Source organism: Pseudoalteromonas ardens, from assembly GCF_030125445.1.
Classification (GTDB): Bacteria; Pseudomonadota; Gammaproteobacteria; order Enterobacterales; family Alteromonadaceae; genus Pseudoalteromonas; species Pseudoalteromonas ardens.
In genome coordinates this window covers 260,415-282,736 of the sequence record NZ_JASJUV010000001.1, presented here as the reverse complement: position 1 = coordinate 282,736, position 22,322 = coordinate 260,415, and the positions used below count along the sequence as shown (strand labels likewise).

The window sequence follows — 22,322 nt, the reverse complement described above, 5'->3', positions numbered from 1 at the left end:
CAGTTTTCCCCGTTTGGAAACACTAAAAAAGGGCCACTTAGGCCCTTTTATTACTTTGACATTAGTCAGAATAAATTACGACGCGTAGCGCTGCTCTAGATACGCAAAGGTAGCTCTGAGGCCAAGTCCTTCGCCGCCAACTGGTCTGCCAGGTAAGGCGCGTATGTTCCACGCCATCACATCAAAGTGTACCCAAGGAGTCTGCTCAGGCTCGACAAACTCTTTCAGATACAATGCTGCGGTGATTGAACCACCAAATGGCGTAGAACCACAGTTTGCCATATCTGCAACATCGCTCTTAAACAGGGCCTTGTATTGATCGAACAAAGGCAGCTGCCAGATTGGATCCTGAAGTGCATTACCTTGAGCAATCATACCATTGGCCACTTCCTGATCTGTGCAATAGAAGCCCGGCAACTCAGTTCCCAGCGCTATCCGGCATGCACCTGTCAAAGTGGCGAAATCAATCAACAGATCCGGCTCATCCGCTTGTGCTTCTGCCAGTGCATCACACAATACCAGGCGACCCTCAGCATCCGTGTTGTCAATTTCAACTGTCAGACCTTTGCGCGTCTGGATCACATCGCCCGGACGAAATGCATTGCGCGACACAGCATTCTCAACCGCCGGGATCAATACCCGCAGACGCACCGGTAAACCAGCCGCCATAATCATATGCGCCAGGCCCAGCACGTGAGCAGCCCCACCCATGTCTTTTTTCATGTTACGCATGCCGGAGGCCGGTTTAAGATCCAGACCACCCGAGTCAAAGCAAACACCTTTACCGACCAAAGTCAGCCTGGGTGCATGTTCATCACCCCAGCTCAAATCCAGCAGGCGAGGCTTGTTTTCACTTGCTCTGCCAACCATATGAATCGTTGGATAGTTGTGTTCCAGTAATTCATCACCGACGATTTGAGTAAACTGTGCACCAAATTGCGCTGCCATCTCTGTACAGATCTCTGCCATATGTTGAGGCATCATGTCCGCCGCAGGCGTGTTGACCAAATCTCTGACCAGATAAATGGCATCAGCTTGATCCTGCAGTTTCTTCAACATGGTTTCTGACTCAATCGCCAGTTTTGCACTCGGCGCAGACGCTTTCTTATACGCATCAAACGTATATGCACCTAGCAAGTAACCAAGCGCAGCCTGTTCAACAAATGCATCATCACCTTGCAGTTGATATGTGCCTTGCGGTAACTGAGCAGGTAAATCGCCAGCCAGCCACATATCATCCAGTGAATCGACCAGGCTCAGTACGGCCTGAATATCGCCACTTTGAACGTCTGGGATCAGTAAAGTTTTTTGCGTTTTCTGTCTGGTCGCCAGCGTGATATTTTTGGCTTGTGGCGCATTTTCCTCTAGCCATTCGCTAAGCTGGTTTTCCTTAATAAAATGTACCGGTATTCCTTGTGATGAGTGAACAAGTAAATTACTCATACGTGCCTCTTGAATTACATAAACCTGACAAGAGAATACCAAGGTGGGAAAAATATTTCACTCACTGGATGCACAAAGCACAGTAATAAAGTGGGAACAGCTATCTGTTGATTCTTAGTCAGCTGATTTATTGGAGCTTTTAGACTTTTTGCCCAAAGTAAAAGAGCTGGGTAACACGTCAACCCCTAACCACTGGCCGAGCTTCACAATCAGCGGAATGGTAATGGGCGCAAAAGGCAATAAAGCAAACACCCCGAGACCCAGCCCTTTTAAAATATCAAAAAACTGCTGATTTGCCGCCGCCAGCTCTTGCTTAGACACACCACCCTGAGGGTATCGCTTATAAATATCCAGCATCTCACGGGTTTCTTGCTTTTCCTGAGCCAACGCTATTTTCAATCCAACCAAAGCACGTCGGAGCCTGATTTGCTGACGCTTCTTGCTGATCCTTGCAACTCGAATGGGCGCTTTGTGCACTACTTTAATTAATCGCATTAACATACTTTGGAAATCTTAGTATTGCCAATACTAGCAGAAATAAAAACGAGACGTTAGCCTACATAAGTCTGACCAACAGTCCCTCACCAATTAGTCGAATACCCGCTTGGCGATAACAAATGGGCGAATTAGATGAAAAATACAACAGTTCACATTTTAAACATTTCAACAAAAAAGTGCGCTGGACTGCGCAATAATGACATTTTGGTGAACATATTTCATGCTGATACGTACCTTAAAAAAACCCAAAAAAGACTGTTTTTTGTACCACAAACAAAAAGTTATTGAAAAATTTGACCTAGTAAAATTCACTGCTACCTTTAAAGATGCAGTGAACATATTTGCAATTATCTTTAATAGCTAGTACACATAAAGTTAATACAAGATGTGCAACTTGTGTATATTGTAAGAAATGACAACATATAATAACTGGGGAAACAGGATGAAACTACAGACAAACGCGCTAAGTCGTGCGATTAAATTTGCATTAGCGTCAACAGCAACAATGGGGTTGGCGGTAACCAGCGTTCAGGCAGAAGAGGCCGATGCTGGTGCCGAAAACAAAAAAATAGAAAAAATCGCTGTGGTGGGCTCACGTGCAGCACCACGCTCAGTTGGTGATTCTCCCGTTCCTATCGATATCATCGGTGGCGACGAGATAAGCAAGGCCGGTGGCGACGACATGCTGGAATTATTGAAAGGGTCCGTTCCTTCTCTCAACGTTCACGCCAACCCTATCAGTGACGCAGCCAGTCTGGTTCGTCCAGCAAACCTGCGAGGCCTGCCTGCAGACTCTACTTTAATCTTACTCAACGGTAAACGCCGTCACCGCTCTTCCGTTATCGCCTTCCTGGGCGGTGGTATTAATGATGGTGCTCAGGGTCCGGATATTTCCGTAATTCCCAGCATTGCGCTCAAACAAGTGGAAGTACTGCGTGATGGTGCTGCGGCACAATATGGTTCAGACGCCATTGCCGGGGTACTGAACTTTGTACTTAAGGATGCCTCAGAAGGCGGCAGCGTTTCCGTCAAACAAGGCCAATATTATGAAGGCGACGGCGACACAACAACCATCGAAGGTAACATAGGTCTACCCTTTACTGACCAAGGTTTTGCTAACCTAAGCTTCCAATACAAAGAAGCCGATCCAACCAGCCGTAGTGTTCAACGCCCTGACGCGCAAGCATTTATAGATGCAGGTTTACAAGGTGTTAGAGACCCGGCTCAGGTTTGGGGTGCACCTGAAATCAAAGATGACATCACATTGTTTGGTAATGTCGGTCTTGAACTGACCAACGATTCTCAGTTTTACATGTTTGGTAACTACTCAGAGCGCGATGTGAAGGGCGGGTTCTATTATCGTAATCCAACAACGCGTCCAGGTGTATACGGCGGTGTGGTCCGTAATGTCGACGGTGCCCCTGCACGACGTCACCTGACAGACGAAGCACAACAAGCGGCCTGGGATGCAGCAACCCCAACAGTATTAGTCGGTTCATTGGATGGCTATGACCAACAGCTGAACTGCCCTGTGGTTGAAATCCAGGCCAATGGTCTGCCAGATCAAGCGGCATTAGATTCACTTGCAGCTGCCAACTGTTTTGCATTTAACAATATCCTGCCAGCAGGCTTTACGCCGTTCTTTGGCGGCAACATTACTGATACTTCTTTGACCATTGGTACCAAAGGGGAATTCACTGATGGCTTCCTCAAAGGTGCATACTACGATTTCAGTGGCTCGGTTGGCCGCAATGAATCCCGCTACTTTATAACTAACACGGTCAACGCGTCGTTGGGTCCGGACACGCCAATGGAGTTTAGCCCGGGTAAGTACATTCAGCTTGAGAAGAACTTTAACGCCGACTTCTCCAAAGGATATGACTTTGATCTGGCCTACGATGTTAACGTCGCGGTTGGTTTTGAATGGCACGAAGAAACCTTTGAAGTGATCCCGGGTGATGAAGCCTCATTCATCGCAGGACCATTAACGACCCAAGGGTTTGGTATCGGTTCAAATGGTTTCCCTGGCTTTCAGCCTTCAGCTGGTGGGGAATTCTCGCGTCGTAACTACGCAGCTTACGTCGATATTGAAACGCCATTCACCGAAGAGTTTTTAATGGGTTGGGCACTGCGCTTCGAAGATTATGACTCATTTGGCTCAACCACCAATTACAAAGTAACCTGGCAATATCATGTTACTGAAGACATCGCGTTACGTGGCTCTGTTAGCTCGGGCTTCCGTGCTCCAACAGTCGGCCAGGCAAACGTGAGTAACGTACAAACCAACTTGAGTAGTGGTGTGTTGGTTGACTCGGCACTGCTGCCACCTACTAACCCAGTTTCCCAGATCCTGGGCGGTACCGAGCTTCAGCCTGAAGAGTCGCAAAGTTACACGTTCGGTGGTGTTTATCAATCAGGTGACTGGTTCCTGACGATTGACTACTACAACATTCAGGTGGAAGACCGTCTGAGTCAATCGAATAAGATTGATTTAACCCAGGCACAAAAAGAAGCTTTGAAAGCGGATGGCGTACCTAACGTCGACAGCATCGCGCAGGTGTCCTTCTTTACCAATGACTTCGATACCACAACTCAAGGTGTTGACGTTGTTGCTAACTACTCTATGGACCTGCTAGGCGGCTTTGCCACTTTCAGTGCTGCTTATAACTGGAATGAAACTGAAGTTGACGAGTTTTCTGTCATCACAGGTGATTTCAAGGTAGCTCGTCTTGAGAAAGACTTGCCACAGCATCGAGCGACCTATACCTGGACGCAACAATGGGAAGAGTTCTCAGGCTTCCTGCGTTACAACTACTATGGCGAATACCAGGGTGTACACGTCGACTATGATGCAACTGCTATCATGGCTGACCCAACATTCACATTCGATGCCGAGTTGACTTACTTCGCAACTGAAAATATCAGCCTGACGGTCGGTGCTAACAACATCTTCGACCAGGATGCTGAGAAAGTGGTCGACTTCCTGGAAGATGGCAACACAGAGCTTACGCCGTCAAACACCTGGGGCGGTATCTACTACGAAACCTCTCCATTTGGCATTAACGGTGGCTTCTACTACGTAAAAGCAACATACACCTTTTAACGACTTACTGTAACCCAGAAACAAAGGGGGAAGTAGCTATAGCTATTTCCCCTTTTTATTTCTATCATGTATAAAAAAACTATTTATAACCACATGTTACTGCTAGAAAGAGCCTCCGAATTACTCGAAGAAAACCGGCTTCGCGAAGCCGAATTTATGTTCAAACAAGTGCTTAAACAGAATCCAAAAAACGGCAAGGCCCTGTTTGGCCTTGGCAGGATCTGTATGCGGCTCGAACAATACGATAACGCCATCTATTATCTGAAACGCGCCTGTGAACACTTGCCTAAAATGCTCGACCCGCTCTATGCGCTGGCTGATGCGTTTGTCGCGGTTGGCTCACCCGTTGACGCAAAAACAGTACTTGAATACACCCTGAGTGTTGCCAGGCATAACGCCCAGGCTCACTATCATTTAGGGCAATTTTATCTCGACTATGGATTTATCGATAACGCACGAAATGTGTTTGACGCTGGCTTATCTTGCCCTCATTCCGCCATTACGGTTTTCATGCTCCACGAGTTAATCAAACTCACAGAAGGCGAAAAGCTAACCGAGTATTTAGCACTGCTCGATACACTTAATGCAGACCTGGATAACCCCAGAATACACATTGTGGTTCATTACGCTAAAGCACATGCCTATGAAAAGCTGACAGATATTGATGCAGCTTTCGCACATTACCAGCAAGCCAATGCGGCCCAGCACGCGCTCTGTGACTTTCACACCTCTGCCATGCAGCCCTTTTTTGAGTATTTAAAAAGCAGTTTTGATGAGGCATTTTTTTCAAGACCGCCTGATAAAGTCAGGGCAACATTTACCCCCGTCTTTATCGTTGGCCTGCCTCGGACAGGCTCCACTTTGCTGGAACAAATGTTGATCCAGCACTCTCAGGTAGGCTCCATGGGCGAAAGTACGGTCATTAGTGACGATATTGTGCCTTACCTGAGCATGCGCAACGAAGCGCCCTTTCCGGATTGCACCAAAACACTGAGTACCTCAATGCTCGACCATTGCCGTAATTTATACGTCGATGAAATAAAACGCCATCGAGTTGCAGAAGAAGCCGTGATCAACAAATTGCCTGCCAATTTCCAGAATATTGGCCTAATCTACAAAATGTTCCCGGACGCCCGCTTTATCCATATGACCCGGGACTTTATGCCAAATGCCTGGTCAGTGTATAGCAATCACTTTGCTGAAGACGAGCCTTACTTCTGCTCTTTACAAGAGTATCAGTTATATAGCGAATTGACCGATGACGTGATGACGCACTTTAAGACGATGCTCCCACGCAACATTCACACTATGAGCTACGAAAAGTTACTTGAGGAACCGGAGCGGGAGATCCGCAAGGCACTTAACTTTATGTATCAAAAGTACGAGCCTGAATGTATGGAGTTCTATAAAAGCCACAAGGTAGTATCAACACTGAGTAAAGCTCAGGTGCGTAAACCATTGAATACGGCTCCCCTGGTGAACTGGAAAAAGTTCGAAGCACAAATGAAAAAAGAACTGGCGCTGCCCGACCCGCACTAATCAGGTCTGTCTGTAACGTTCGAACCAGGCCAGTAGATCGGAAAACTGGTCGTGACGCGCGGCGCTGTGCGTTAGCATATTGATATGATCGTAATCATGCTGATGACCATAGCGCCGGCCATATACAGTGATTTCCATAATACCTGTGCCCGACTCAGCCATAAACTGCCTGATGTCTACTGGCTGTGCCAGTGCTTTGTCTTTGACCCCCGCTATATGTAAAGTCGGTGGCAGTGCCGTATCTTTTAATGCGGCAGCGTAATCAAAGCCGTCATCGCTGTCTACCCAGGGTCGGCGTTTCGCCCACTGCACACTCTGTGCATGAGATTTACGCGTTTCATTATCAGAGCCCCATTTAAGCTGACGAGCAGGCAGGTAGCCATGCTTTCTGACCTGCCAGAATGCCAACATATACCAGATCACATTAGCCTTGAGCAGCTTTTCTGGGTGCCGATTATAAAGGCTCCTTTTGGTGCCAAAGTAAACACAGGCACTGATATGTTCAATCTCTTCAGGAAACCTGGCCAGAACACTATTCAACAACACCCCACCCCAGGAGTGCGCAACCCAGAACTGAGGCCGCTTACCGGTCATTGCCGTGATGTGCGCAAGAATAGCGGGAATATCTTCAACAATCGATTCTGTCTGACCGTGTTTATCACCTTTGCTGATGGCAGGTTTACTTCCCCCCCTGCCTCGCAAATCCGCCACAAAACACTGATAGCCCTGTTCGGCCAGAAAAGGGGCAAGGCCTTTATTACTTTGGGTGTAAAAGATCTTGCCATTTTCAACAGCACCATGGATAAGCAACACAGCAGGGCCCATTTTCTGTTGCTGATAAATATGGCGAAGATGCAGCTGATACCCTTCCCCAACCGGCACATAAAGCGAGTTTTGTATGATCATATCTGATTGTTACGTGATTTTTTAAACTCATCGTACCAGCAGTGTTTAACCGTCGCAAGCTGGCTCATTCGGTCTTTGCAGGGAAAGAAGCAGCGCAAAACGCATAATTTCGATATAATGGCGTATCAATGAAGTAAGATAACAATCATTCAATGCACCCCAGAAATAAACACCAACAGGGCTATGACTTCGCCCGTCTTTGCCAGGTAAATCCGGCACTCACGCAACACCTGCGCAACAACCCGCATGGTGACGACACCATAGACTTTAGCGATCGCGTTGCAGTAGTTGCATTGAATCAGGCACTGCTTGCCAGCGACTATGGGATCAAACTCTGGCAATTACCAGAACCATTTTTGTGCCCGCCCGTCCCTGGCCGGGCTGATTATATTCATGCGCTGGCAGATTTACTGGCCGATGACAATCAGGGCGAAATCCCAACCGGGAAGCAGATCCGTTGCCTCGACATTGGTACTGGTGCGAACCTGATTTACCCGCTGATTGGTCAAGCTGAATATGGCTGGCAGTTTACCGGCTCTGACATCAACCCGATGGCCGTTTCGGTGGCACAAACCATCGCGAAAGCGAATGGGCTGGGGATTAAAATAAAACAGCAAAAAGATCAGCTGGCCATTTTTCATGGGATCATAAACGCAAAAGATACCTACCATCTGACGATGTGTAATCCGCCCTTTCATGAGAGTGAGCAGGCAGCCCAAGCAGGAACAGCACGAAAGTGGCGTAATCTGGGCAAATCCCAAAAAACCGGACAGTTGAATTTTGGCGGTCATGCACCTGAACTATGGTGTCCGGGCGGTGAACTGGCGTTCATTAAGTCCATGATCCACGAAAGCCAAGATTTTGCAGGTCAGGTTGGCTGGTTCACTTCACTCGTATCGAAAAAAGACAATCTGCCCGCCTTGAAAAAAGCCCTGCAAGCGGTCAAAGCAAGCGAAGTAAAAGTCATTGATATGCACCAGGGTCAAAAAGTCAGCCGCTTTATCGCCTGGTGTTTTTAGTTAAGTATGAGCTCAAAGTCTATTGAGCTCAGCCTTATAGTGCTTTCTGCAGACCGACACGTAACGGTCATTTCCGCCAATCTCAACCTGGGCCCCATCAGCAATTGCATTTCCGGCCGCATCCAGTCGCAGAACATGGTTCGCCTTGCGACCACAATGGCAGACCGTTTTCAATTCGATCAGTTTGTCCGCCCAGGCCAGCAGATATTGGGCACCTTCGAACAGCTCTCCACGAAAATCGGTTCTGAGCCCGTAGCACAATACCGGGATCCCCAGCAGATCAACCACATCAGTTAGCTGAGAGACTTGCTGTTTATTCAAAAACTGGCTCTCGTCGACCAAAATACAATCCAGCGCTTGCTTATCATGCGACTGGTTGATTAGGTGCAACAGATCCGTTGCTGGCTCGTACGTATGTGCATCTGCTTCAAGCCCGATACGAGATGCGACCTTACCAACGCCGGCACGGTCATCGAGTGCAGCAGTCAGGATAAACGGATTCATACCCCGCTCACGATAATTAAATGCAGATTGCAATAATGTGGTGGATTTTCCGGCGTTCATCGCCGAATAATAAAAATAAAGTTGCGCCATATGCTCGTATCTGCCGCTAAAAAATTCGCGATAGTCTACCCAAACTCAGACAATTAAGCCAGCCTAGTCAAATACCTGCCATGGCACTTTTGTGGGGGTTCGACTGCTGTCTTGCGTATCACCTGGATAGCTTTGGCGATTAATGTACGCAATGTAGATATGGTGCAGCTCAGAGGTACTTAACATAGACCATAAGGCTTTTGCTGTTGGTGCATGCAGCGCTTTAAATTGCTTCGAGAACGTCAGGTAACCAAAGCTGATGTCCAACGGCGGATAAACCGCAGCAAGCTGCTTTCGATAAGGAAAGGCTTCGACCGCTTTACCATCTACCTGGCACAAGCCAAATGTGCCATGTACCTTGCCCTTGAGTACTAACTCAAACGCATCGCTTTGTGAATCTGTGTTCAGGATGGTGTATTTATCGCTACCGACAGAGTCGGCAACTGAATACCCTCTTGGCACAGCCAGATTGATGGGGTAACTGCGTTCGTGAATCGCGGTTTTTAGTTGTGTCATGCCGACCAGACAAGTACCGAGTCGGCTGATAGAACTCAGCGTGTCGGGGGAACCGTCCTCATTAAGTGGATAGGATAAAAAGGCTTGCCGCGCTTTTCGGTAACTGGCAATCACAGCATCAACACGATTTCGTTTTATTTCGTACAAACATCGTTGCCAGGGTTTGCGTACAAACTGAAACTGTACGCCACCCACCTGGGTTTCAAGGTGCCTGAGTATCTCAATGGTTGCGCCTGGGTTTTCCTGCGGCACGTCAAACCCGTTACCCAGGAAAAATGGCGGAATATGTTTATCTTCGTAACACAGTCTGATGGATACTTTCGCAGCAGCCTGGCAGCAAACAAACAAAAATATCAACGACATTACAGTCAATCGCATTAAAACAGGACTTTAGGTCGGGCTTTCTCTTAGTATATAACTCACCTTAGAGCTTGGCTATGAACAGCCTGCATTACTGGGTAATTTTTATCCCTTCGTGGGCTAAAAGCCAGGATTTACGTTCCAATCCGCCGGCATATCCCGTCAACTTGCCGTTTGCACCAATAATGCGATGACATGGTACGATAATGCTGATTGGGTTATTACCATTGGCAGCCCCAACAGCGCGGACCGCTTTCGGATTATCAAGTCTGGCTGCCATCCAACCATAGGTATTTGTTTCGCCATAAGGGATTTGTCGCAGCAGTTGCCACACAGCTTGTTGAAAAGGCGTGCCCTGAGTATCCAGAGCAACATCAAACTCACTCCGTTGCCCGGCAAAATACTCGGTTAACTGAGTGCAGGCGCGCTTAAGGTGCTCATTGTTACCCTCTGAGTACACAGATTTGGGCGCGAAGCCAACATAACTCAGCCCCATATCAGTTGCCTGTAAAGTAATATCGCCAACCGGACTGGCCAGATAGGTTTGAATAGTCATAAATTACTCCCTGAATAAACGTGTCATTATTTCAATTGCTGCCATAGCTGAAAAGTCAGATAGCTTCTAAATGGCGCACAGCCAGGCTCATCTATCTGCCCGACCTTATCGATGGCTTTTTGCACTCCGAGATCCCCACCCAAATAAATATCCGGCGCACTCAGCCCGCGCATGCTCGCATAATCCACAGTCCAGGGACCTATTCCTTTAATTGCCAGCCAGGATTCTGGTGTGCAATCTGGATCGTCCACATGATGCTGCGCCAGGGCAATTATTGCCTGCTTACGGCGTTCAGGCATTTTAAAAAACGACAGGTCAGATGATGCAATAACGTCTGCTGAGGGAAATTGAAACGTGCCATTTTTCTGCTTTTCTCCCAGCTGTTCAACTAACTGGATCATTAGGTTCCTGGCAGCCGTAACACTAATTTGCTGCCCTAAAACAGCGCGTATTCCCGCTTCAAAAGGAGTCCAGATCCCGGGTAATCTCAGCCCGTCCTGAAGCGTCATGTCACTACAATGTTGCTGTAAATGCGTGTTGATAAACGCGGAGTCCGCATCTAAATCCAATACCCGGCGGATATTATTCACCACCAAAGGTAACCCTTTAAGATCGCTGATCTCAATCGTTACTCTGAAGCGGTTCTGAGACTCCTCATAATGCGCAGTAAAGTAACCTTGATAATCGCCCAATCTAAAATTACGTCCATAAGATGTGCCCTCTAACCACTCCAGAGGCGTCACCAAACGATGCGCTAAAAATTCGCACATCGCCTGCCAATTGTAAGGGGGACGAAAGGCCATCATTAATTCAATCTGCTGACTCACTTCAGCACCGCGACGTAAGCTGGATGGCGTAATCTGATAAAGCCGACTGAATGCGTCGTTAAAACGACGCTGCGAGTTAAACCCACAGGCATACGCGACCTGAGTAACCGGTAAGGCTGTTTGCTGCAACAGCTGCTTTGCTAAGTCACACTGTTTAAACAGCGCATATTTTTTAGGCGCTATACCATAATACTGTTGAAACAGTTTAGTCAGGTATCGTGTCGTAATTCCCAATTTGTCGGCCAATTGAGTCACACTTGCACTGCCCAAAAAACCACCGTCAATCAATCTTTTCGCTCTGACAGCTGTAGTTTGAGTGCCTAGCCAGGCATAACTACCAGGCGCACTGTCTGGTCGACAACGAATGCAAGGTCTAAACCCTGCTTGTGCCGCACAATGTGCATGTTGGTAATACTGCACATTGTGCTCTTTTGCCGCAGGGGCCGGACATATCGGGCGACAATATATACCCGTACTCTTCACCGCAACATAAAACAAACCATCAAACCGTGCATCCCGGCTCTGTCGTGCCCTGGCACAAACTTCTGAGGAAAACATACATCAACTCTCTATGTGACTCAGACTCAGTGTAAAACCAGTCGTGCAACGGTACTGGCCATATTCGGAACCCAATAAAAAATACCCACGGGTTATACCCCTATTATGCGCGTATTAGCGTCATATGAGTAGAGATGACCGGGTACTAAATCCCCCTGACCTCTACCAGAAACTCACTACGGCGTAACCAGCCCACTGTCCTATTGCATCTGATTGCTATTTAAAGTCCAAAAACTGAACTGAAATGAGAATAATAATCAGTTGTTAAAATGTTGATTTATATAGATTTTTTATTGACATGAAATTATATACACGTACACTGGCGTCAATTTAGAACGAATTTAAGGTGACACTTATGCAAGGCAAGCAACAGGTAATTGATGCATTTAACGCACTACTGGCCAATGAACTCGCAGCCATCGATCAGTACTTTATTCATTCCCGCATGTATGACGACTGGGGTTTAAACAAACTTTATGAGCGTCTTAATCACGAAATGGAAGAAGAAACCACTCACGCAGACTGGTTAATCAAGCGTATCTTGTTCCTTGAAGGTGTCCCTAACATGACTAAACGCCGCGATCTGCTCATAGGTAGCGACGTAAAATCTATGATGGAAAACGATCTTAAGCTGGAGCTGGAAGTGGTAGAAAGCGTTAAACAGGCCATCAAGATCTGCGAACAGGAGCAAGACTATCAATCACGTGCTGTCCTCGAAAAGCTGTTGTTTGATACCGAAGAAGATCATGTTTACTGGTTAGAACAGCAAATCGGTCTTATCGACAAAATCGGTATTCAAAACTATCTGCAATCTCAGCTGGCGTAAGGAGTCATTATGAAAGGCGATAAAGCGGTAATAACGGCACTGAACACCGTACTTGCAAACGAGCTGGTAGGTATTAACCAGTATTTCCTGCATGCCCGTATGTTTAAGGATTTTGGTTTTACCCAACTGGATAAAGCAGATTATAAAACGTCCATCCAAAAAATGAAGAATGCCGATCGCCTGATTGAGCGTATTCTGTTCCTGGAAGGCTTGCCTAACCTTCAGGACCTGGGTCGACTTAAAATTGGTGAAAACAGCGAGGAAATGATTGCGGCCAATATGGCATTTGAGCAAGCATCCTTGGGAGATCTGGTTGACGCGATTGCATTGTGTGAAGAAAAACAGGACTACATTAGTCGTGAAGCGCTCGACAATATTCTCAATGAGCAGGAAGAGCAAATCGACTGGCTGGAGACCCAGCAACACCTTATCAAAGTGACCGGTATCGAAAACTACCTGCAGACGCAAATGTAATACTAAAAAAGGGCTTTAAAGCCCTTTTTTTGAGAAAATGGTTTGAACGAAAAATTGATTAGGCAACTTGCTCCGTCACATCCACGATGTCGATTAGCTTTTCGTTCAGTATTTTTTTTGCGCAGTTACAACACTTACCACACTGAGATCCCACACCTAACTCTTTGCTCAAATCGCGCATAGACCTTGCGCCATCATCAATAGATTCGGCGATTTTTTTGTCCGTCACACCGTGGCAAATGCAGATATACATAACTGAAAACCATTCTCAATAACCTTAACTGCAGACAAGTTTAATCTAAACAAAAATGGTTATCAACAACAAAAGCGGAAATAATGAGAATAATTCGTAGTTGCATTGCTTGTGTTTTTGATCCACCTTTTAGTTCAATAGCTTAGGTTTTACCTAAACCAGCCTTTTTTTACCCAATAAATGGCCAGCTGAGGCATTTTTACGAATTCTCGTTCAGCTCAGCCTATAACTTGGTATAATTAGCATAATCTGAGCAATGTATGCCTCAGCGAATATGACAGCACAAAAGCGTAAAAGGACTGTTCACTGTTGTGCGCTCGGGAACGTGTGAATGAACAACTGGCTACAAGCAGCTTTATTGTCTTTTTTAATGATATATCACCACTTGGTGATTGCAGATCCTTATTATGCAAATCAGATCAGCCGTTTGTCGACGCAGGAAGGGCTTTCTCAATCCAGTATCACCGCGCTGGTACAAGACCAGCAAGGATATATCTGGGTTGCGACCCATCAGGGCTTAAATCGACATGACGGCAACCAATTTAGCCCCTTCAAAGGCCAGGCACTGTTCTCAGGCAGTGATATTTTGTTGCTCCAACTGTTAGACAATGACCAACTCTTTATATCAACGGCACAATCAGGCGCATTTTTGCTAAACACCCGAACCTTCGCCCTAATGAAATTGTTTAATCAAGGAGGACGTCAAGGCATAGCGCCAGATGCTGCGGTGAATGCCATTGTTCAGTATCAAGAACAGTACGTGATAGCAATTGAAAACGTTTTATATAGCGTCGACATACAGACACTTGCGTCGGAACGTTTGCTCACCCTGCCAGATGGCGCCTATGTCCGCACCATGTTGGCATGGCACGATGCTTTGCTCATTGGCTCAGAGTCTGGACTGTTTCATTTCAAAAATGAGCAACTCAGCTTACTGAACCACCAGGGTTCAGTGGCCAAGTCTGCGCTCAATAACAATGTAAAATTGCTCAAGCAAGACCCGGCACTGGGGCTGCTGGTGGGTACTGTGGAAGGCTTGTTTGTCATTCCGGGTGATACCAGCCAGCTATTAGATCAGCAAGCTTATGAGCTTGTTTCACAACTCAATATTTGGGCACATGAAATCGGACCATATGGAGAGTACCTGGCCACAGATTCAGGTCTATATTTGCTCGACCGCCGTAACCATAGTGCCAGTAAGCTGTTCTCGTTCAGCGAAAGCCGCTATTTGACACCGCAAAATACCATCCCAGTCATGTTGTTAGACAAGCATGCAAACCTGTGGATGGGGTCCAATAATAATGGGACATTTATTTGGCCAACTTCTGCGTACCGATTTAAGCTGCTCGCCTCTCATAACCATAACTTTAATAACAATATCTGGGCTGTGCATCATAAAAACGATGGTACACTTTGGCTTGGCAGCGATGATGGATTACACCTCTTTTCTGACGGGCAACAGGCAACCCTGCAACAAAGTTATTTTCGTAATCAAAGCCACAAACCTGCGTATGGCAGCCACGCGGTCTACAACATCTATAGCTCTCCCTATCTGAGTGACAACATGCTCCTGCTTGATACCAAAGCCGGGCTAAAACAGTTTGACATATCAACCGGACAAGCCACTGAGCTCAAAGTCACCAACACAACTGTTGCCATGACGGGCGAAGACCATTTAGTCGGCTCTATGCTGGTAGATCAGCGTACCCTCCTGTTCCATACGCACCATAATATTTTCCTTTATGACATTGCCTTACAAACGATTACCACATTAAGTGAGCTGGAAGCACAGATAGATGACCTGCAAGCTTTGTTATTTCTGCCAGCCAGACCAGAAAAACCCAATGAGTTATTATTCAGCACCGCCAACGCGCTTGTAAGTTACGATCGCCTGAGCCACCAGGTCAATACTTTGTGGCAAGCAGAAGCCGCCTCTGATAACGCCTACCCTATCGTGAATGACTGGATGAAGGATGGCCAGGGCCGACTTTGGCTGGCAACCAACACAATGGGGCTCATTGCACTCGAAACACACAGTTTCCAGCGCATAATACATATCACTAAGGAACAAGGGCTTGGCACCAACACCTTGTACGAACTGGAACGTGACCTGCACAACCAACTTTGGATAAGTAGTCAAAATGGTCTTTATAAACTCAATTTAGAAACACTACAGCTCGACCATTATGATCACCGTAATGGGCTGGTTACCAACGAGTTTAACCTCGGAGCCAGCCAGCCTTTGCATTCAGGAGAAATGCTGTTCGGTACGCCCAACGGTGCCATAAAATTCGACCCGAGTGCCTTTACTCTGCCAGCAGAAACAGAGCAACTCTCCTTCTCGGGTGTGCAATTAATGTCTAGGCCCATACTCGTCTCGCCCGCACAACTCGACATGCAGACTCTGCAGTTTGAATATGACGACATGGGATTTCGCTTTGAGTTTAGTCAGTTCAATATTTTTAATGTGCGCCGTAATTTTGTCACGGCTCAACTGTCGGGCCCGACTTCCCTTGAGATCAAAGATGTTAAGCATAACTATCTGTTTTTTAATACCTTAAAACCAGGAAAATATACCCTGACCCTGTCCGAATTCCGACCTGGCGGCGCAGCAAAACGCACCCAAAGCCAGCTGCATTTTGAAATCAAGCATGCCTGGTGGAATACACCGTTAGCTATCACCAGTTATCTGTTGCTGATTGCTGCTTTACTGGCCATGCTTTATCGCAGACACCAACGCAAGCAACTTGCTCTGCAACAAACCTATGACCAGCTAGTACATGCAAAAGCCCAGACCGATTTAGCACTGACGAAAACGCAAAGTGGACTGTGGAGCATGGACATGCAGACTCAGCAATTTACCTTGCTCAGCAATACTCAGGACACCAGCCAAAGTAAGCAACTCAGTCTGACCGGTTTTTTTGACAAAGTGCACCCACAAGATCAAGAAATGGTGCAGCGTCAATGGGCGCGCTTTATTGCCTCACCGGACAGTCAGCTCTCAATCACCTATCGGATTTTTTCAAAGCAACAAGGCTGGCTCTGGTATCACGATATTGCCAAGGTCAGCGAATGGGATGCCAAAGGTGTGCCGCTAAAGACATCCGGTATCTACAGTAATATCACGGAGCAAAAAGCGAACCAACTGAATGCAGCTATGTTTGCCCAGGCCCTATCTCAGATCCAGGACTGGTTATTGATCCTCGACAACAGCTTACAGCTTTTATCAGTCAACCAGAGTTTATCGTCATCTCTGGGATTGGACCGCTATGAACCTCAAAAACAACTAACCCTCAGCGAACTCAAGAAACGACTTGGCCGACAACAGCTAATAAAATTACTTAACGCGTTGCGTAACATCCAGCCTAAAGAGAACATAAAACTAGAAATTGATGTGACATTTGATGATCAACGCCAAAGCTCAGTTCAACTCAGTATCAATGCCATTACAGATGACCAGGGTGAAATTGAATTTTTAGTCATCGTTGGTTCCGACTTATCTCAGCAGAAGCAAGCACAAAGTGAGTTACGTTATCTCGCAAACTTTGATGCCCTGACGGATTTACCTAATCGTAACCTAATGCTGCAACACATTGAATTTGCCATATATAATGCAACTAAAAGTAATTCCGGGTGCGCATTATTGTTTATCGATCTGGACAAATTCAAGCCCATCAATGACGCCTATGGCCACTCTGCAGGAGACCAACTCCTGATTGCCGTTACGAAACGGATCAACAGCTCCTTAAACGCGCACTGCATCCTGGGCCGCCAGAGTGGCGATGAGTTCATTGTTCTGATAAAAACTTTCGAAGATGTCGCCCAGGTCACAGAGCTGGTTCAACAGATGATCACGTCGTTATGCAATAAATACGAAGTAGATGGTATCTCTATGAGCATTTCTGCCAGCGTAGGTGTCGCTATTTTTCCATTTGACGAACAGACAGCGGAAGGCTTATTGCGAAATGCAGATATCGCAATGCTACATGCCAAACAAAGTGGCAGAAACAACTTTAAGTTTTTTACCAGCGAAATGAATGCGCACCTGAGCAGAAAACTCAGCTTAGAAGCGGCGCTCAAAGAAGCAGTAGCAGACAATCAGCTCTACAATCATTATCAGCCTATTGTGAATACCACCAACCACACCTTGACTGGTGTAGAGCTGTTAATGCGCTGGCAGTTGGGGTCAAAACCTGTATCACCGGCAGAGTTTATTCCAATTGCTGAAGAGGTCGGTCTAATTGAGCAAATGACAACGCAGGCTTTACGCAATGCCCTTGAGGAACTTATGCCATTTTTCCACCAGCAATCCTCATTTTATTTGTCACTGAATCTCTCACCTCAACATATTATGCGTGATAACCTCGCGGCCTCTCTGGACAACATTGTGGCGGAATTTGGTTTGAGCAATCATCAGCTGAAACTGGAAATCACAGAAACCAGCTTCCTGGCAGACCGGCATAAAGCCAGTAAAACGCTGGCCCAACTTAAGAAGTTTGGCTTTACACTGCTGCTGGATGATTTTGGCACGGGCTACTCTTCGCTCACATACCTAAGTCAATTCCCTATCGACATTATCAAAATTGACCAGAGTTTTGTACGCACACTGGAAACTCACCCCCATAATCGTTCCATCGTAAAAACCATCTATATGCTGGCACAAAACCTCAATATGGCATGTATTGCCGAAGGGGTGGAAACCGCCCAGCAGCTTAGTTTTCTTCGAGATCTGGGCTGCGAATACATGCAAGGGTATTATTTTTCAAAACCTTTAAGCGCAGCGGGTTTGTTTGAGCAATACCCGCCTGATGTGGCCAACGTGGGCTAACTTACTGATCCGCCCTGCCATCGTGCTAGGCATTGATATAGGGCATCTGGCTCGATGGGTTTGGAGACAAAGTCATCCATTCCCACCTGCAAACATTTCACTTTGTCCTCGTTGAAGGCATTTGCTGTAATAGCAATAATGTGAGGCGTACCGTACAGCTCAGGGTTTTGACGAATGCGACGAGTACAATCAAATCCATCCATATTCGGCATCTGACAATCCATCAGGATAACGGGAATATGGTTACCCTCTAAAACAGACAGCGCATCCAGGCCATCGTTTGCTTTAGTCAGGCTGCAGCCTGTATGCTCCATTAATTTCGCCGCTACGATCTGGTTAATTGGATTGTCTTCAACCAGCAAAACATTCACACCGCTCAGGTCTGGTGCGCTAACATGCTGTTTTTCTTCTTGTTGTGCCTCACCCTGAGTAGCAGGCAAAATCACCGTAAACGTGCTGCCCTTGCCGGCCTCACTCTCTAAACTAATTGTCCCACCCATTGCCTCTGCCAGACGCTTACAGATTGTCAGGCCAAGCCCTGTTCCACCATATTTACGTGTTGTAGAGACATCTGCCTGAATAAACTCTCCAAATAGCTGCTTCTGTTTCTCTTTCGCAATTCCTACTCCTGTGTCCGAAATATCAATATGTAAGGCTTCGTCGATGTAACGGGCACTGAGCTTAATACTCCCCTGCTCAGTGAACTTGCCAGCATTACTAAGCAAATTGTTAATGATTTGCGTCACCCTCAATTCATCCAGTTTGAGATACTCGGGAATAGTGTCGTTAACCTCATAGCTAAATGTCACCCCGGCCTTCACGCCAGTTTTGCAAAAGGACGTAGTCAGTGAATGCAACATCTTACGAAAGGCAACATCGTGCCTGTCCAGCTCCAGAGCGCCAGCTTCTATTTTGGAATAATCAAGAATGTCGTTCAGGATCAGCAGTAGGTTATGCGCAGACTGGTAAATGATCTGCAAAGACTCAGCAACGTCTGTATCATGGGTGTGGCGCTGCATATCTGCGGTCATGCCAATTATCCCATTGAGCGGTGTGCGTATTTCATGACTCATATTGGCCAAAAACAGACTTTTTGCTGAACTCGCTTTATTTGCCCTGTCGAGCGCATCAATTAGCTCTTCTGTTTTCTCCTGCACCTGACTCTCTAATTGGGCATTGAAATTGGTGAGCTGAGCATTTAGCGACTGATTTTCCTGATTGGCTTTTTGCAACTTTTTGAAGCTCATAGACAGCTTAAACGCCAGCTGGGTAAACTGTTGCTGTAACGTAATCACTTCAAGAAAGGTGGCTTCTTCCCGAGGAGATAAATCCTCATTACGACTGGCCGGGTCAAAACCGTTCAGCCTACTACTAAGGTCATGCATTGGGTTGATCAGCATACGGGTTAGTTTGCTGACCAAAACGCTGCTCAGTGCGATAATAAACAGGGCAAGGAAAAATGACTGTCCCCATGCCGATGCGACCGCCATATTGACATACTTGCGCTCAACCAGGCTGATGACTTGCCAGCTAAATTCCTCTGAACGCACACTGCGGCGATAAAACACCTCTTCTGTCTTACCAACATACAAGTTTAAATCATCATTGGTCAGCGAATTTAACGTCGCTTCATCCAGCTCATCGAGTGTATTAAAGTCGGACTTCAGAGAGCTAAATACCACTTTATTTTCGCTATCGAGGATCATCAGGTGCCCAAGGTGCGACAAGATGCGAGGAATAAACTGTTCAAATGTATTAAAAAATACGGACCCTTCCACAATCCCGGCAAAATTCCCCCTATCGTAGATAGGTGCCGAAATAGCCACTATTGAATCATCACCAAATCCCCTGCCCCGGAATATGCCCGACACAAACCCATTCGGATAATACGGAGCCTGAATAAAATACTGACGGTCGGATACCGCTGGCACTTCGCCAGCCAGACTGGTTCTGAGCGTATCGGGGTAGAAATTTGTAACCAGCCCGGATTCATCCGCGGTAATAGCAGTGCGAATATTCGGATAAGATTCAACTAATCGGGTGATCGTATGCTGCTGATCCAATCCGGCTTCTATGTTGTGTGCAGCATCTGCTAAAGCACGGCGATGATTGCCAAGAAAGCTATCTATCCGCTGCGCCGTTGTGTTCGCGACATCACTCAGCTGTGCTCTCACCTCATATTCTATGCGCTCATAGTGGCTATTGGTCAGCATGATGGTTGTTACCAGTACCACCAAAATAATGAGGTGACTGATCATATAGTTCAAAATACGATACAGTGGCTTGGCCTGCCACAATTGCTTGAATAAAAATAACGACAGCAAGTCGACAATAACCAGACAAATAGCCGCATTGATAAAGTATTTGGCCAGTGCCGTCATAATAACCAGCAAGTTGAGGTCAAGGGCAAACTTACCGAACAGGAAGAGCAAGGGGATCCCAAACAACACCCAAAATGCCAGACCCCGCATGAATAAAGGCTTGTTAGGTCTGACACAGAAGATTTGTAACCAGGCTATCTCTAACAAAAACACCGTAGATGGCCAGCAGTGGCCCCAGCGGTAAAATATAAAGGCCGCACCAATCGCCACGCACAATAAAGCATAGCGCCAACCCAGCGACATTAATGCAAGAATAACGAACAGCTGACCAAGCAGAAACTCAGAACTATCCAGGAACCATAGGGGCAGAAGGTTAGCAAAGCCACCTAACAACCCGAGCACAACCGCAATCGCGATCTTAGGTAATGCTGTTATTTTCCCGAACAATACTCAGGCTCCTCTTAAACTTAACACCTACAGGATCCTGCCTCTCATCTTATGAGTACGACGCAGGTCCTGAGTTTCGGTCAGCTATGCAAGTTATAACCCGCAACACGCAAACCTATGTTGCTAATTTTAGATAGCTTGCAATTTTTTTACTGATACTGTTAAAAAGTAAAGGAAAAACTGACTTTTGCCAAGTTTAGTGATCTGGACAATCGTGGCTTTCTATTTGTAAAACGCATTGTTTAACCGCATAGGTATTGATCAAAGCACGTTCTACTTCAAGGCGACACGCTTCATCGTGCATTTCAATCGTGCAATGGTGTTTAAGCACAATATGCGCCCCAACGGTTAACTGATTGTCCAGCATGGTAACTGTAATGTTGTGAACACTTTCAACGTGTTCAGTCGACAAGATCAACTGTTCCAGTTTCTCGACAGCTGGAAGCATTTGCGCTTTTTCCGTCAGACCCTGAATACAGGCATAGATCACCTTAACGCCAGTGAACAACACGAACACAGATATCAGCATGCTCGAGACAATATCAATAACCTGCCAGTTGGTCAGATGGATCAGTACACCTGCAACAAAGGTAGAAACAGTTGAGAGTAAATCAAAAAAGGAGTGCAGAAATACCGCATAAACATTGATACTGTCTTTACGGCCCTTATATAACACCCAGGCCGAGGCACCATGAAACAAGAACCCAACAGCGGCAATGCTCGACATCGCAAAGGCGTTCACATTCAGGTCATGCCCTTGCGCATGATGGCCAAGCCGCTCGCCGCCTTCAAGCAAAATAATGGCAGCGATGGATAAATACAGCAGCCCATTAAACAGACCACCGGTGTACTCCGCCTTTTTATATCCGTCGTTATAGGTTTTCGCCAACTTGATTGCGACGGACGAAGCGATTAGCGCAATGAGCAAAGAGCTATTGTGCACAAATAAATGCCCGGCATCGGCTAGCACAGCCAACGAATTGGCGTAATACGCACCGACAACCTGAATAATCATAAAGGTACATGTGAGTGCAAGTGCGATAAGGAGTCGATTACGAGACGCTTGGTGTGTAGTCAGATCGGTCATTCGAGCAGTTTAATGCCTTATAAAATACAGCAGGGGAAATGATAAAGAGTCGCAATTGTACCCTGATTTCAACGCCCGCGCATCAAAAATGTCAGTAGTAATATCAATCTGAATAATTAATTGGTGTAACCAGGGCTTGCAAACCTCGGTAAAAACAGAACTTAAAT

The 22,322-nt window shown here is 46.5% G+C and carries 16 protein-coding genes; 6 read left to right on the top strand and 10 right to left on the bottom strand.

Annotated features, from left to right (window positions below):
- Positions 1–75 precede the first annotated feature (75 nt).
- Complete coding sequence (locus QNM19_RS01050) at positions 76–1,443, bottom strand: leucyl aminopeptidase family protein (RefSeq protein WP_284026193.1); 1,368 nt, start codon at positions 1,441–1,443, stop codon at positions 76–78.
- Between the two features lie 114 nt (positions 1,444–1,557).
- On the bottom strand, positions 1,558–1,938 hold the full coding sequence (locus QNM19_RS01045) for a hypothetical protein (RefSeq protein ID WP_049865734.1): 381 nt from the start codon (positions 1,936–1,938) through the stop codon (positions 1,558–1,560).
- 445 nt (positions 1,939–2,383) lie between these two features.
- On the opposite strand from QNM19_RS01045, the gene QNM19_RS01040 reads away from it, so the two are divergent.
- Both QNM19_RS01040 and QNM19_RS01035 read left to right on the top strand, forming a co-directional pair.
- A complete protein-coding gene (locus tag QNM19_RS01040) occupies positions 2,384–5,044 on the top strand; it encodes a TonB-dependent receptor plug domain-containing protein (RefSeq protein WP_284026192.1) in 2,661 nt (886 codons plus the stop codon).
- 93 nt (positions 5,045–5,137) lie between these two features.
- Positions 5,138–6,583: a tetratricopeptide repeat-containing sulfotransferase family protein gene (locus tag QNM19_RS01035; RefSeq protein ID WP_284026191.1), complete on the top strand. Its 1,446-nt coding sequence runs from the start codon at positions 5,138–5,140 to the stop codon at positions 6,581–6,583.
- On the opposite strand, the gene QNM19_RS01030 is transcribed toward QNM19_RS01035, so the two are convergent.
- On the bottom strand, positions 6,584–7,489 hold the full coding sequence (locus QNM19_RS01030) for an alpha/beta fold hydrolase (protein ID WP_049865060.1): 906 nt from the start codon (positions 7,487–7,489) through the stop codon (positions 6,584–6,586).
- Between the two features lie 152 nt (positions 7,490–7,641).
- Between QNM19_RS01030 and rlmF the strand changes: the two genes are divergently transcribed.
- Positions 7,642–8,508, top strand: a complete 867-nt coding sequence (rlmF, locus tag QNM19_RS01025) for a 23S rRNA (adenine(1618)-N(6))-methyltransferase RlmF (protein WP_049865059.1) — start codon at positions 7,642–7,644, stop codon at positions 8,506–8,508.
- A 12-nt stretch (positions 8,509–8,520) separates the two neighbouring features.
- Here rlmF and QNM19_RS01020 read toward each other — a convergent pair whose 3' ends face one another.
- From QNM19_RS01020 to QNM19_RS01005, 4 genes are all read right to left on the bottom strand, one after another.
- The gene (locus tag QNM19_RS01020) at positions 8,521–9,102 is read right to left on the bottom strand and encodes a thymidine kinase (protein WP_010380985.1); all 582 of its coding nucleotides are present in this window, start codon (positions 9,100–9,102) and stop codon (positions 8,521–8,523) included.
- A gap of 63 nt (positions 9,103–9,165) precedes the next feature.
- The gene (locus QNM19_RS01015) at positions 9,166–9,981 is read right to left on the bottom strand and encodes a type 2 periplasmic-binding domain-containing protein (RefSeq protein WP_049865058.1); all 816 of its coding nucleotides are present in this window, start codon (positions 9,979–9,981) and stop codon (positions 9,166–9,168) included.
- A gap of 88 nt (positions 9,982–10,069) precedes the next feature.
- Complete coding sequence (locus QNM19_RS01010; RefSeq protein WP_049865057.1) at positions 10,070–10,534, bottom strand: methylated-DNA--[protein]-cysteine S-methyltransferase; 465 nt, start codon at positions 10,532–10,534, stop codon at positions 10,070–10,072.
- A gap of 26 nt (positions 10,535–10,560) precedes the next feature.
- Positions 10,561–11,919 carry an AlkA N-terminal domain-containing protein gene (locus QNM19_RS01005; protein ID WP_049865056.1) on the bottom strand — a complete coding sequence of 453 codons (1,359 nt, stop codon included), beginning with the start codon at positions 11,917–11,919 and terminating at the stop codon, positions 10,561–10,563.
- Between the two features lie 355 nt (positions 11,920–12,274).
- Here QNM19_RS01005 and bfr (QNM19_RS01000) point away from each other — a divergent pair, with 355 nt between their 5' ends.
- Positions 12,275–12,745 carry a bacterioferritin gene (bfr, locus tag QNM19_RS01000; protein ID WP_010380979.1) on the top strand — a complete coding sequence of 157 codons (471 nt, stop codon included), beginning with the start codon at positions 12,275–12,277 and terminating at the stop codon, positions 12,743–12,745.
- A gap of 9 nt (positions 12,746–12,754) precedes the next feature.
- Entirely contained in the window at positions 12,755–13,219 is a 465-nt protein-coding gene (gene bfr / locus QNM19_RS00995) for a bacterioferritin (RefSeq protein ID WP_010380977.1), read from the top strand.
- Between the two features lie 58 nt (positions 13,220–13,277).
- Here bfr (QNM19_RS00995) and QNM19_RS00990 read toward each other — a convergent pair whose 3' ends face one another.
- On the bottom strand, positions 13,278–13,472 hold the full coding sequence (locus tag QNM19_RS00990) for a (2Fe-2S)-binding protein (protein ID WP_010380974.1): 195 nt from the start codon (positions 13,470–13,472) through the stop codon (positions 13,278–13,280).
- Between the two features lie 331 nt (positions 13,473–13,803).
- On the opposite strand from QNM19_RS00990, the gene QNM19_RS00985 reads away from it, so the two are divergent.
- Positions 13,804–18,300: an EAL domain-containing protein gene (locus tag QNM19_RS00985; protein ID WP_284026190.1), complete on the top strand. Its 4,497-nt coding sequence runs from the start codon at positions 13,804–13,806 to the stop codon at positions 18,298–18,300.
- Here QNM19_RS00985 and QNM19_RS00980 read toward each other — a convergent pair.
- Positions 18,297–21,068, bottom strand: coding sequence for an ATP-binding protein (locus QNM19_RS00980; RefSeq protein WP_284026189.1), 2,772 nt, complete (start codon positions 21,066–21,068; stop codon positions 18,297–18,299). The genes QNM19_RS00985 and QNM19_RS00980 overlap by 4 nt on opposite strands.
- Positions 21,069–21,264: 196 nt before the next feature.
- Positions 21,265–22,155 (bottom strand): cation diffusion facilitator family transporter, encoded by an 891-nt coding sequence (locus tag QNM19_RS00975; RefSeq protein WP_284026188.1) that lies wholly within the window; start codon positions 22,153–22,155, stop codon positions 21,265–21,267.
- Positions 22,156–22,322 lie beyond the last annotated feature (167 nt).